Source organism: Hydrogenophaga defluvii, from assembly GCF_042665235.1.
Classification (GTDB): Bacteria; Pseudomonadota; Gammaproteobacteria; order Burkholderiales; family Burkholderiaceae_C; genus Hydrogenophaga; species Hydrogenophaga defluvii_A.
In genome coordinates, this window is the sequence record NZ_JBHTBZ010000080.1 from 67,091 (window position 1) to 78,833 (window position 11,743).

The following is an 11,743-nucleotide window of genomic DNA, read 5'->3' on the forward strand; positions in this document are numbered from 1 at the left end:
CCGCCGCATCCGTCTCCGGATGGAGGTTCAGACGCACCCAGCGGTAGTCCGCGTCGGCAAATCGCAACCGAAATACCGGCATGCCCGAGCGCATGGTGCCAATGTCGCCGGGATGCACAAATTCAAGCAGAGACCTGCCGAGCGCTGCTTCCACCGAATGGCCGGTGAGCGTGGTCCACGCCGGATTCAGGTAAGTGATCTCCCACAGCGCATCGGTTTGCACCACCGCCTCGGGTAGCAGTTGCAGCAGCTTTGCGGATGGCGTGAAAGTGTGAGGCATGCAGGGCTGTTGCAAAAAGGGGGGCAGGTGAATCCAATGGATAGGAAAGTGAACCACACCAGTTTAAGTATGGCAGGGGTTTTGGGCACCATCGGGGAGATGGTAGCGGCCGCCAAGGCAGCTCCCGGCAAGATGAACTGTGGATCTGCGGGACCTGGCAGCACGTTCGACATGTCGGCCGAGTTGTTCAAGGCTGTCGCCGACGTCAACATCCTCCACATCCCCTACCGAGACGGTGGCCGGCTTTGGTCGAAACGATTTTCGGACAGATTTTCAGGAGCTTCCCAGTGCCCGCTACAGCGGTGCCGCACGTCTAGGCAGGCAAGCTGAAGGCGCTGGGTGTGACGGGTGCCAAGCGCTCCTGTCTTTCGCCCAATGTTCCGACCATCGCCGAAGCCGGCGTACCCAACTACGCTTTTGACACTTGGTTCATGCAGTTCGCTCCGGCTGGCAATGACGGGTGCCGGTAGCCGCAGTCAAAACCTCAGAACGGGTAGTGCCTAGGCGTCGTCTGCACCGTGATCCAGCGCAGTTCGGTGAATTCGGCAATGCCGGCCTTGCCGCCAAACCGGCCGATGCCCGAACCCTTGACGCCACCAAACGGCATTTGCGCCTCGTCATGCACGGTGGGGCCGTTGACGTGGCAGATGCCGCTGTCGATTTTGCGGGCCACATTGAAGGCGCGGGCGATGTCTTTGCCGAACACGGCGGCGCTGAGGCCGTACTCGTTGTCGTTGGCGCAGGCGATGGCTTCCTCGGTGTTCTTCACGCGCACGATGCACTTGACGGGACCGAAGGTTTCTTCGTGGTAGATGCGCATGGCGGGCGTCACAAAGTCCAGCACCGTGGCGGGCATGAGGGTGCTGGTGGCTTTTTCGCCGCACACCAGCTTGGCGCCTTTGGCCAGCGCGTCGTCGATCAGGGCGTTGCAGTGGTCCACGGTGCCCTGGCCGATGACGGAGCCGAGCACCACGGGCTCGGGTTTGCGCGGGTCGCCCAGGGGCAGATTTTTGGCCTTGTCGGTGAATTTCTTCACAAATTCGTCGGCAATTTTCTGGTCCACGATGAGGCGTTCGGTGCTCATGCAGATCTGGCCGCTGTTGGCAAAGCAGCCAAAGGCGGCGCCGTTGACGGCGTCTTCGATGTCGGCGTCGTCCAGCACCACCAGGGGGGCCTTGCCGCCCAACTCCAGCACCACGGGTTTGAGGTACTTGGCGCAGGTCATGGCAATGATCTTGCCCACACGCGTGCTGCCGGTGAAGTTGACACGGCGCACGGCGGGGTGGGCCACGATGGCTTCGACCACGGCGCCGGCGTCGGCCGGCGCGTTGGTGATGTAGTTCACCACACCGGCCGGGAAGCCGGCGTCTTCAAATGCTTCGACAATGAGCTGGTGGGTCCGGGGACAGTTTTCGCTGCCCTTGAAGATGACGGTGTTGCCGCAGGCCAGGGGCACGCAGATGGCACGCACACCCAGAATGACGGGCGCATTCCACGGCGCGATGCCCAGCACCACACCGGCCGGCTGGCGCACGCCCATGGCCAGGTTGCCGGGCACGTCGGACGGGATGACCTCGCCGTTGATCTGGGTGGTGAGGGCGGCGGCCTCGCGGATCATGCCGGCCGCCAGAAAGACGTTGAAGCCGGCCCACATGCCGGTGGCGCCGGTTTCGGCGGCCACGGCTTCGATGAACTTGGGTGTTTTGGCCTCCAGGGCGTCGGCCGCCTTGAGCAGCAGGGCGCGGCGTTCGCCGGGGCCGGTTTCGCTCCAGGTCTTGAAGGCTTCGGCGGCGGCTTCCACCGCCATCACGGCGTCGGCCGGCGATGCGGCGGGTGCACGGGTGGCCACGCTGCCATCCAGCGGGTTGCGGCGTTCAAACGTGGCGCCTTTTTCGGCCGTCACCTTGAGGCCGTTGATGAGCATGGACATATCGGACATGGGTTACTCCTTGCGTGTGCTTGAAATGAAGGCTCAGGCGGTGGCCACGGCTTTTTTGCGCCGGGCCACGGCGTCGGCGGCACTGGTGGTGCCGGTGGCGGGGTCTTTGTCGGCGCCCAGGTAGGCTTCGCGGATGACGGTGGAGCGCGCCAGCAACTTGGCGGGGCCGCTGGCCACCAGGCTGCCGCGCTCCAGCACGTAGCCACGGTCGGCCACGGCCAGCGCTTTTTTCACGTTTTGCTCCACCATCAGCACGGTCGTGCCGGCGTCGGCAATGCGGCGGGCCATGCCCAGCAGCTCGTCCACCATCTTGGGCGCCAGGCCCAGCGAGGGTTCATCCAGCATGAGCAGGCGGGGCGCGCACATCATGGCGCGGGCCACGGCCACCATCTGCTGTTCGCCACCGCTCATGGTGCCGGCCAGTTGGGTGGCGCGTTCGCGCAGTTTGGGAAAGTCGTTGAAGGCCTGCTCCATGCGCTGGGGGCGTTGTGCCTTGGGCACCAGCCAGGCGCCCAGTTCCAGGTTTTCAGCCACGGTGAGCTGCGGAAACAGCTGCCGCCCCTCGGGCACCAGGGCCACCCCGGCCTGCACGATTTCGTGGGTTTTTTCGGGCAGCTCGTCGCCGTTCAGCTCCACATTGCCGTCACGCGGGATGAGGCCATTCAAGGCCTTGAGCAGCGTGGTTTTGCCGGCGCCGTTGGGGCCCAGCACCACCGTCAGGCCTGGGCGGATGTCCAGCGTGATGTCGCGCAGCACCAGAAAGGGGCCGTAGCCGGCGCTCAGTTTGTCCACCTTGAGGTGCGCCTGCTCGCTTCCGCCGAGGGTGAAGGCTTGGGGGCGGTGCCACATCATGCTTCGGCCCCTTCGGTTTCGCTGGTCTCGTCGTTCATTTCGTCGCCCAGGTAAGCCTCGATCACTTCGGGGTTGCGCACCACCTCACGCGGCGTGCCGTCGGCAATCTTTTTGCCCTGGTGCAGCACGATGACGCGCTCCACGTGACGCAGCAGCGTGGTCACGGCGTGTTCGATCCACACCACGGTCAGGTCCAGCTCGTCGCGCAGGCGGCGAATGAGGCGGGCCATTTCCTCGACCTCGTTTTCGGTCAGGCCGGCCGCCACCTCGTCGAGCAGGAGCATGCGCGGGCGTGTGGCCAGTGCCATGCCAATCTCCAGCAGGCGCTGCTGGCTGGGGGTGATGGCGGCGGCGGGCACATCGGCCTGCGCACTCAGGCCAATGAGGCCGAGGATGCTGTCTGACGTGCGCAGCACCCAGGGCACGCCCGTTTCCTCGCCCCAGAAGACGTACTTGCGCGGGCGCTTGCCGGCGAACTTGAGGCCAAACGCGATGTTGTCGCGCACGCTCATGTCGGCAAACGTGCGCGGCGTCTGGAAAGTGCGGGCCAGGCCGTTGCGCGCAAAGCGGTGCGGGCCTTGGCCGGCGAGCTGCTGGCCCAGAACGACCAGCCGGCCGCTGGTGGGTTGGGTCACGCCCGAAATGGCGTTGAAGAAGGTCGTCTTGCCTGCGCCATTGGGGCCGATGATGCCGACCAGCTCGCCGGGCATGAAGGTGGCACTGACCGCGTCCACCGCCACCAGGCCGCCGAAGCGCACCGTCACTTCCTGGGCGTCGAGCAGGGGTTGCGGCAGGGACGGGCGCCGGGCCGCCCCAAGCCCGTCCGCGCCCCCTTGGGGGGCAGCGACCCGCGCAGCGGCGGAGCGTGGGGGCTTTTCAGTAGACATGGCGCTGCTCCCGGCGTTGTTTCTCGCGGTCTTTGCGGCGCTGTTTCTCGCCGCTGAGCTCGTCTCTGATGTCCGTCCACCAGGCCTTGCTGTCGTTTTTCCAGCCCCTGAAGGTGTCGGTGCGCAGCGACGCCAGGCCACCCGGCAGGTACAGCACCGAGAGGATGAGCAGCAGGCCCAGCGACATCATGTAGAGCTGCGGCACCTGCAGGCGCAGGGTTTCGGCCAACACGCTGAAGACGATGGCGGCAATCAGCGGGCCCCACAGCGTCATGGCGCCGCCGATCAGGGCAATCAGCACGGTCTGGAAGCCGATGAAGGGGTTGAACACGGTGTGCGGGTCGATGTAGGTCCAGCGCACGCTCATGGCCGCGCCCACCGCACCGGCAATCGCCGCCGTGAGCGCGAAGCCGGCCACCTTGACCATGCGGGTGTTCACGCCCAAGGTCTGTGCGCGTTGCTCGTCGGCACCAATGCCTTGCAGCGCCAGGCCAAAACGGGTGCGCCGTATCCAGATGGACAAGGCCACCGCAACCACCGCCAGCAACAGCACGGTGAAGTAGATGGTTTCCCGCTCGGGCACCACCATCAGCACCCGGCCCACGGTGCCGGTGACCGACTTTTCGAAGTAACTGATGGCGTGGCGGATCAGCTCCGTCATGCCGAAAGTGAGCACCGCAAAGTAGGTGCCACGCAGGTGCAGCACCGCCGCGCCCATGACCACCGCCACCGCAGCGGCAATGAGCGCGCCCAGGGCGATGACCTGTGGCCACGGCATGGACTCCAGCAGGATGGCGCTGGTGTAGGCACCCAGGCCAAAGAAGGCCGAGGTGGCCAGCGAGAGGTAGCGTGTGGTGCCACAGAACAGCGCCCAGCTGGACGACAGGGCGATGTACATCAGGCAGGTGAGTGCCATGGACACGGCAAACTCGCTGGCAAAGCCGGGCAGGGCCACGGCCCAGCCGGTGAGGCCGAACAGGACCAGCAGGTCGCGGATCAACAACTGTCTGGAGGTCATGCTTTTCTGGATTTCCGGGTGAACAGCCCTTCGGGACGCAGCAGCAACACGCCAATGAAGACGACGTAGCTCAGCAAGGCCTTGAGTGAGGGGTTGGTGAAGTGCATGCCCACGGCTTCGATGACACCCAGCAGCAGGCCGCCCGCCAGCGCACCGCCCATGCTGCCAAAGCCGCCGAGCGTGATGACGATGAGGGCGGTGACGGTGTAGGGCTCGCCCATGGAGGGGCTGATGGTGTAGGCCATGGACAGCAGGCAGCCCGCCACGCCCGACAGCCCCAGGCCGATGCCGAACATGAGCGGGTGCAGGCGTTTGGTGTCAATGCCTACCAGCTGCGCGCCGATGGGCGACTGCATCAGCGCACGCACGCCCTTGCCCAGCAGCGTCTGGCGCAGCAGCACGATGAGCGCGCCGGCAAACAGCAGGGCCAGCGCGGACACCAGCAGTTTGTTGACCGCAAACTGCGCCTCGCCGCCAGGCAGCGGAATCTGCAGCGGCTGTGTCAGGAAGTCGTAGCCGCGCAGGTCGCCTCCCCACACGTAGGAGATGACGTTTTGCACCAGGAACATCAGGCCAAAGGCGACCATCAGGCCGCGCGCCTCGAACACATCCAGGTTGGGCGATGTGGCGGTGAGGCGGCGGAAACACAGCCAGTGGATGGCGATGCCCAGGCCCATCAGCAGCACAAACGAGACCGGGATCATCCACAGCGGCGACAGACCGAACGACGTCTGCACCATCCAGGTGAGGAAGGCGCCCACCATCAGGAACTCGCCGTGTGCGATGTTGAGGATGCGCATCAGCCCGTACTGGAGGTTGAGCCCCAGCGCGACCAGCGCGTAGATGCCCCCGGTGATGAGACCCGAGGCGATGAGTTCAAGCCAGGCAGAGAAGGACATGGAGGAGCGAAGAGGTCAAAACCGGGCGCACGGCGGAGCCGGCTTTGCCGGTCCGCTCGCGCGGCCCCCTTGAGGGGGTGACGCGCCGCAGGCGCGGCGCGGAGGTGGGCTAAGTCACTTCCAGGCCGGTTTGTTGGGGTTGAGCGCGGCCGTTGCACGGGCCTTGGGCCACACCACCTCGAACTCGCCGCTCTGCCACTGGCCCACGGTGCCCGGGGTGCCCACGTTTTCGCTGCCGGCAAACTTGATGTCGCCGATGATGGTCTTGTGGGTGTTGCCAGCCACGTAGTCGCGGATGGCCTTGCGGTCCAGGCCGACGGATTTGACGGCGTTGGTGAGGATCTCCAGGCCGGCCCAGGCGGCGCCGCTGGCCCAGCGGTCGGGTTCCTTCTTCTGGCTGGCCACGTGCGCGTCGAAGTAGGCCTTGGCGCCGGGGCTGGTTTTGCTGTTCCATGAGCCCATGCCCAGCACGCCTTCGGCGCCAGCGGCGGTGATGACGTTCTTGTAGAGCGGAAAGGCGGTGCCCACCGAGGCGTAGAAGAACTTTGGGTTGAAGCCCACTTCCTTGGCCTGGCGGCTGGCCAGAATGGTGTCGGGCGGGTAGGTGAAGCCCACGAACGCGTCGGGGTTCTTGTCCTTCATGGAGCGCAGCACGGGCGAGAGGTCTTTCACGCCGCCGGGGTAGCTCTTGTCTTCCACCATGGTGATGCCGCTGCCCTGCAGCGCCACCTTGAGAGCCGCGTAGTTCTCCAGGCCGAAGAGGTCGTCCACGTAGATGCAGGCCAGGGTCTTGGCGCCGCTGGCCTTGAGCATGTCGACCAGCGCCTCGCACATGGGCTTGGGCTGCTGCAGCAGCAGGAAGAAGTAGGGCAGCTTCATCTCGGCCAGCTTGCGCGACAGCGCGGTGGGCGCGAGGAAGGGGTACTGGAAACGGTTGGCCAGCGGGGCCACCGCGAAGTTGGCGTTGGAGCCCCAGGGCGGCAGCACCAGGTCCACCTTGTCGCTGCCCATCAGTTTTTCATAGGTGCGCACCACGGTTTCCACATCGCTGCGGTCGTCGCTGCTGATCAGTTCGATGCGGCGGCGCTGGCCTTTCACATCCAGGCCGCCCGCCGCGTTTTGTTGCTCCGCCCACAAGAGGTAGTTCGGTTCCTGGCTGGTCTGCGCACCGCCCGTCCAGGGGCCGGTGCGCGACATGGAATAGCCGATGCGAACCGGCGCGGACTGGGCCAGCAGATGGGGTGCCACGGACAGGGCGCCCACGGTTGTCGCGGCACTTTTGATGATCAATCGGCGTGTGGCTTGTGCCATGGTCTGTCTCCTTCTGTTGTCAGGCGGGGCTGGTGGGCGCATCGTAGGCCCGGCCCACGGCGGTGGCTTGATTCAGCGCGCACTTCCTGTTTGACCAAATGTGCACGCTGGTCCGGGTTTTCCCTCAAGCCGTTGCGCTGCGGCGGACGACGCCCAGTTTGATAATCAATGTCAACTGTTCCGACCCACGCGCGAGGCCTTCGATGAGCGACATCCAGACCATGAGCACCGACATCGCTGCGCCCAAGGAGCGTGCCGCCGTGTGGCGCGACTGGATCTGGTCACACTTTGGCGGCTTGGAGTCTGACCTGTACGGCGACACCGATTTCGACGGCCACATGGCGTCCTCGCGGGCCGGCGACGTGGTGATGACCAAACTGGAGGCCAACCGCCACCGGGTGCTGCGCAGCCAGCAGCTGGCCCGCGCCAGCAACACCAGCTACCTCAAAATTGTGGCGCCCTGGCTGGGCAGCGCAGCGGTGGAGCAAGATGGCCGCCAGGCCTTTGTGCGCCCCGGCGGCTGGGCCATTTACGACACCACCGGCAGCTACGAGATTGCCAACCCCGAGCGCGTCGAGCACCTGATCGTGATGCTGCCCAAAGAGCATTTACTCGAACGCGGGCTGCGCCTGGACCCACTGATGGCGCGCCACGTGGGCGGCACCCAGGGCATCGCCCGTGTGGCGCTGGAGACCATGCGCAACACTTACCAGGAGCTGCCCAGCATGAGCGAGGCCTCGGCCCGTGGCGCGGGTGAAATGATTGTGGAGCTGGTGCGGCTGTCCCTGCTGGAGCTCGCGGGGCGCGAGAACGCCACCACCCAGATGGAGGCCTTTCGCGACCGCATTCGCGACTTTGTGGGCCAGCGCCTGCGCGATCCGGATTTGTCCATCGACCGCATCGCCCAAGGCCTGAACTGCAGCAAGCGCCACCTGCACAAGGCCTTCAGCGACGAGGACGACACCCTGGCCCACTACATCCTGCGCCGGCGCCTGCACGGCTGCATGCGCGACCTCAAAGACCCCGCCCAGGCCCAGCGCACCCTCACCGACATCGCCTTGTCTTGGGGGTTCAGCCACAGCGCGCATTTCAGCCGCGTGTTCCGCGAGCACACCGGGCTGTCGCCCAGCGACTTCAGGCAATTGAGCCGGGACAGCCTGGTGGGCGGTTGACGCCCCGGGATTTGTGTTTGGCACCATTCGAATCGCTGGATGCGGTCAAAGCACGTTTTTCTGGCGCCGACACCAGCAGACGCCCGGCGCCAGCTCCGGCTCAGCGGGGCAGGGTGTGCAGGGGGATGTCCCGCGCCACGGCCAACTTGTCGAGTTGCTTGCGCGTTTGCCCAGCCAGAAAAGCGGCGATGGCCGCGTGGGTGGCGGGCAGAAACAGGGTGCGCAGGTCTTTGATGGGCACCTGGGCGGCTTCGCACAAGGCGGCCGCAAAGTGCGGCTCGAGTGCGGCGACGGCCACACGGCCGTCTTTGCAGGGGTAGATGCGGTAGCCCGCGTGCGCGCCCCCCACCGAGCCTTCCGGTAGGGTGAGGCCCCAATAGCGGGGCAGGGCGAGCCAGCGGGCGGCTTCGCTCAACGCCACCTCAAACATCACCCCGGTGCCCTTGGCCTGGCGCAACAACACCGCTTGCAAGGTGGCCTCGCTGGCCATCAGCGCACCGCCCATGTCGGCAAACAGGCTGGCGGGCAGGTCCAGGCCGGTGACCAAGCCGTTGTCGGCCATGTAGGTCAGATCGTGGCCCGGCTCTTCGGCGCGGGCGCCGGGCGCACCCACAATGGCAATCAGGTTGAGCTCGGGGTAGGCCTTGTGCAGGGTTCTCCAGCCCAGGCCGAGCTTGTTCAGCGCGGAGGGGCGGAAAGAGGTCAACAACACGTCAGTCTGGGCCAGCAGCGCGTGCAGTTTTTTCTGGCCTGCCTCTGTCTTGAGGTCGGCCTTGACCTGTTTCACGCCAGCGTGCATGTCGGCATAGGCGCCTGGCTTGTAGTGGGCCATCGGGTCGCCACCCGGCCCTTCCAGTTTGGTGCAGCGCGCGCCCATGTTGTGCAAGCGCATCAGCGCGGCCGGGCCGGGCAGGTTGAGCGCCAAGCTCAGCACGCGCTGGCCGCGCAAGGGTTTGGGGCTGGCGGCTGGGCGTGCAGGTGGGGTGGGGGTCATGCGGCATGTCTCCTGGTTTGTGCAGGAATCTACCGCATGCGCCGTGCGCGGGCCTTGCGCCCACGCGACAGGGGCCGGCCTGATCAGCGCCCGAAATCGAGCGGCAGACCCACGTAGTTTTCGGCGATGGTGCGCGCGCCTGCCTCACTGTGAATCAGGTAATCCAGCTCCGCCTCCTGAAATTTTTGTGCAATCTCGCCTTCGCCTGGAAAGCGGTGCATGAGGCTGGTGAACCACCACGAAAACCGTTCGGCACGCCAGATGCGTTTGAGGCAACGCTCGGAATAGCTGTCAATGCCGGCATCGGACCGGTCGGCATAGAACTCGATGAAGGCTTGCGAGAGGTACTTCACGTCGGTGGCCGCCAGGTTCAGGCCTTTGGCACCCGTGGGTGGGACGATGTGCCCGGCATCGCCCGCCAGAAACATGCGCCCAAAACGCAGCGGCTCGGTGACAAAACTGCGCAGCGGCGCCACACTTTTTTCGATACTGGGGCCTGTCACCAGGTGTTCGCGGGCAGCCGGGTCCAGGCGCAGCCGCAATTCTTGCCATAAGGCCTCGTCGCTCCAGTCTTCCACCTTGTCGGTCAGCGGCACCTGCAGGTAGTAGCGGCTGCGGGTGTGGCTGCGTTGTGAGCACAGTGCAAAGCCGCGCGGGCTGTTGACGTAGATCAGTTCGTGGTGCACCGGCGGCGTGTCGCTGAGAATGCCCAGCCAGCCAAATGGGTAGACCTTCTCGAACTCCCGGATAGCGCCGCGTGGCACGCTGGCGCGGCACACGCCATGGAAACCGTCACAGCCAGCGATGAAATCGCATGTCAGTTCGTGTTGTTGGCCATCCTTCTCATAGGTCACCCGTGGATGGTCGGCGTCGAAATCGTGCACCGCCACGTTGCTGGCTTCGTACACAGTGGTCAAGCCTGCCGCTGAGCGGGCATCCATCAGGTCGTGGGTGACCTCGGTCTGCCCATAGACCATCACGTTTTTGCCACCGGTGAGCCGGTTCATGTCGATGCGGTGGCGCTCGCCCTTGAACAGCAGATCGAAGCCACCGTGCACCAAGCCTTCGCGGTGCATGCGTTGACCCACGCCGACTTCATCCAGCACATCCACCGTGACCTGCTCCAGCACGCCTGCGCGGATGCGGCTGAGGACGTACTCGGGACTCTGGCGTTCGATGATGACAGCGTCGATGCCGGCCTTGTGCAGCAACTGGCCGAGCAAAAGACCCGAAGGGCCTGCGCCAATGATGGCAACCTGGGTTCGCATGCAATGTCTCCTGACAGGAAAGGGATGCAGCTGACTGTAGAAACAATGCACCACGTTGTGTGGCAAGTGCGTCCAGAATTGCGCGCTGTGCAGAAGTGATGTGCGATGATCGCGCAAATGACTGAAAGTACGCCATGGGCATCGCCAAAGCGGATTTCATAGAGGGCATGGCCAAGGGGCTGGCTGTGCTGGAGAGTTTTGACACCGAGCGCCAGCGCCTGAACGCGACCTTGGCCGCCCAGCGTGCCGGCATCACGCGTGCGGCCGCCCGGCGTCATTTGCTCACGCTCGCGCACCTCGGCTACCTGGAAACCGACGGCTCCTACTACTGGTTGTCGCCCAAGGTGTTGCGGTTTTCTGGCAGCTACCTGGCGTCTGCCCGGTTGCCGCGCGCATTGCAGCCCACGCTGAACCGCCTGGCCGCACAAACCAGCGGCTCGTTTTCAGCCGTGGTGCTGGACGGCAGCGAGGTGGTCATCGTGGCGCGCAGTGTGGCGCTTCAGGACACCGACTTTTATGGCAGTTCTCTGGGTGCGCCGCCGCGCCAGGTCAACACACCGCGCGTGTTGGCCTACGGGCTGCATTTGGGTGCGCGCCTGCCCGCACACGCCACATCCACAGGGCGCGTGCTCTTGGCGGCAATGGATCGGAGCGCATTGGCGGCATGGCTCAAACAGCACAGCTTGTACCGTGTGACGCCACACACGCTGACCGATGCAAAGGCCTTTCGGGCTTTGCTCACACAGGTGCGCGCGCAAGACCATTGTGTGGCCCATGAAGAGCACGAAATGGGTGTGCATGCTGTGGCTGTGCCGCTGCGCAATCAACAGGGCCAGACCGTGGCAGCGCTCAACGTGGTGACCACAGCCGCCCGCCTGAGCCCCGCAGCCATTGCAGGGCATTGGCTGCCCCTGCTGCACGATGCGGCGCGCGAGGTGAGGCCTTTGCTCTAAGACTGGGAATTGTGGGTTGGGGCTGAGCGGTTGGACCCACCACGGTGGGCCAAGTCACTACGCGGGGTCTGTGCTCGGTTACCTGTATGTGTCAGCAGCAAATAGAACTGTCCGGTTTTGTAGCAAGTAGATTGTCCGCTTTGACGTGATGTGATGGTGCTGGCAGCCAA

General features: G+C 65.1%; 13 protein-coding genes. 4 read left to right on the forward strand and 9 right to left on the reverse strand.

All coding sequences use genetic code 11. From position 1 onward, the window contains the following. Positions 1–280, reverse strand: a 280-nt coding sequence (locus ACFQU0_RS20375) for a PAS domain-containing protein (protein ID WP_382203866.1), incomplete at its 3' end; no start/stop codon positions are given. A gap of 132 nt (positions 281–412) precedes the next feature. Here ACFQU0_RS20375 and ACFQU0_RS20380 point away from each other — a divergent pair. Both ACFQU0_RS20380 and ACFQU0_RS20385 read left to right on the forward strand, forming a co-directional pair. After that, positions 413–610 (forward strand): hypothetical protein, encoded by a 198-nt coding sequence (locus tag ACFQU0_RS20380; RefSeq protein ID WP_382203892.1) that lies wholly within the window; start codon positions 413–415, stop codon positions 608–610. Between the two features lie 11 nt (positions 611–621). Further along, positions 622–750: a hypothetical protein gene (locus ACFQU0_RS20385; RefSeq protein WP_382203868.1), complete on the forward strand. Its 129-nt coding sequence runs from the start codon at positions 622–624 to the stop codon at positions 748–750. A gap of 14 nt (positions 751–764) precedes the next feature. Here the strand turns inward: ACFQU0_RS20385 and ACFQU0_RS20390 are convergent, their stop codons facing one another. The 6 genes from ACFQU0_RS20390 to ACFQU0_RS20415 all read right to left on the reverse strand — a co-directional run bounded on the left by ACFQU0_RS20390 (position 765) and on the right by ACFQU0_RS20415 (position 7,186). After that, positions 765–2,219 (reverse strand): aldehyde dehydrogenase, encoded by a 1,455-nt coding sequence (locus ACFQU0_RS20390; RefSeq protein WP_382203870.1) that lies wholly within the window; start codon positions 2,217–2,219, stop codon positions 765–767. Between the two features lie 33 nt (positions 2,220–2,252). Beyond that, positions 2,253–3,071: an ABC transporter ATP-binding protein gene (locus tag ACFQU0_RS20395; RefSeq protein WP_382203872.1), complete on the reverse strand. Its 819-nt coding sequence runs from the start codon at positions 3,069–3,071 to the stop codon at positions 2,253–2,255. Further along, positions 3,068–3,865: an ABC transporter ATP-binding protein gene (locus tag ACFQU0_RS20400; RefSeq protein ID WP_382203893.1), complete on the reverse strand. Its 798-nt coding sequence runs from the start codon at positions 3,863–3,865 to the stop codon at positions 3,068–3,070. The genes ACFQU0_RS20395 and ACFQU0_RS20400 overlap by 4 nt, the downstream gene beginning before the upstream one ends. A gap of 82 nt (positions 3,866–3,947) precedes the next feature. Beyond that, positions 3,948–4,976, reverse strand: coding sequence for a branched-chain amino acid ABC transporter permease (locus tag ACFQU0_RS20405; RefSeq protein WP_382203874.1), 1,029 nt, complete (start codon positions 4,974–4,976; stop codon positions 3,948–3,950). Then, positions 4,973–5,875, reverse strand: a complete 903-nt coding sequence (locus tag ACFQU0_RS20410; RefSeq protein ID WP_382203876.1) for a branched-chain amino acid ABC transporter permease — start codon at positions 5,873–5,875, stop codon at positions 4,973–4,975. The genes ACFQU0_RS20405 and ACFQU0_RS20410 overlap by 4 nt, the downstream gene beginning before the upstream one ends. A 114-nt stretch (positions 5,876–5,989) precedes the next feature. Next, entirely contained in the window at positions 5,990–7,186 is a 1,197-nt protein-coding gene (locus ACFQU0_RS20415) for an amino acid ABC transporter substrate-binding protein (protein WP_382203878.1), read from the reverse strand. A 203-nt stretch (positions 7,187–7,389) separates the two neighbouring features. On the opposite strand from ACFQU0_RS20415, the gene ACFQU0_RS20420 reads away from it, so the two are divergent. Beyond that, positions 7,390–8,358: an AraC-like ligand-binding domain-containing protein gene (locus ACFQU0_RS20420; protein ID WP_382203880.1), complete on the forward strand. Its 969-nt coding sequence runs from the start codon at positions 7,390–7,392 to the stop codon at positions 8,356–8,358. Positions 8,359–8,458: 100 nt separating this feature from the next. On the opposite strand, the gene ACFQU0_RS20425 is transcribed toward ACFQU0_RS20420, so the two are convergent. Together ACFQU0_RS20425 and pobA are read right to left on the reverse strand one after the other, a co-directional pair. Further along, positions 8,459–9,352 carry a CoA transferase gene (locus ACFQU0_RS20425; RefSeq protein ID WP_382203882.1) on the reverse strand — a complete coding sequence of 298 codons (894 nt, stop codon included), beginning with the start codon at positions 9,350–9,352 and terminating at the stop codon, positions 8,459–8,461. An 83-nt stretch (positions 9,353–9,435) separates the two neighbouring features. Continuing rightward, positions 9,436–10,620 (reverse strand): 4-hydroxybenzoate 3-monooxygenase, encoded by a 1,185-nt coding sequence (gene pobA, locus ACFQU0_RS20430; RefSeq protein ID WP_382203884.1) that lies wholly within the window; start codon positions 10,618–10,620, stop codon positions 9,436–9,438. Positions 10,621–10,754: 134 nt separating this feature from the next. On the opposite strand from pobA, the gene ACFQU0_RS20435 reads away from it, so the two are divergent. After that, the gene (locus tag ACFQU0_RS20435; protein WP_382203886.1) at positions 10,755–11,573 is read left to right on the forward strand and encodes an IclR family transcriptional regulator domain-containing protein; all 819 of its coding nucleotides are present in this window, start codon (positions 10,755–10,757) and stop codon (positions 11,571–11,573) included. Positions 11,574–11,743 lie beyond the last annotated feature (170 nt).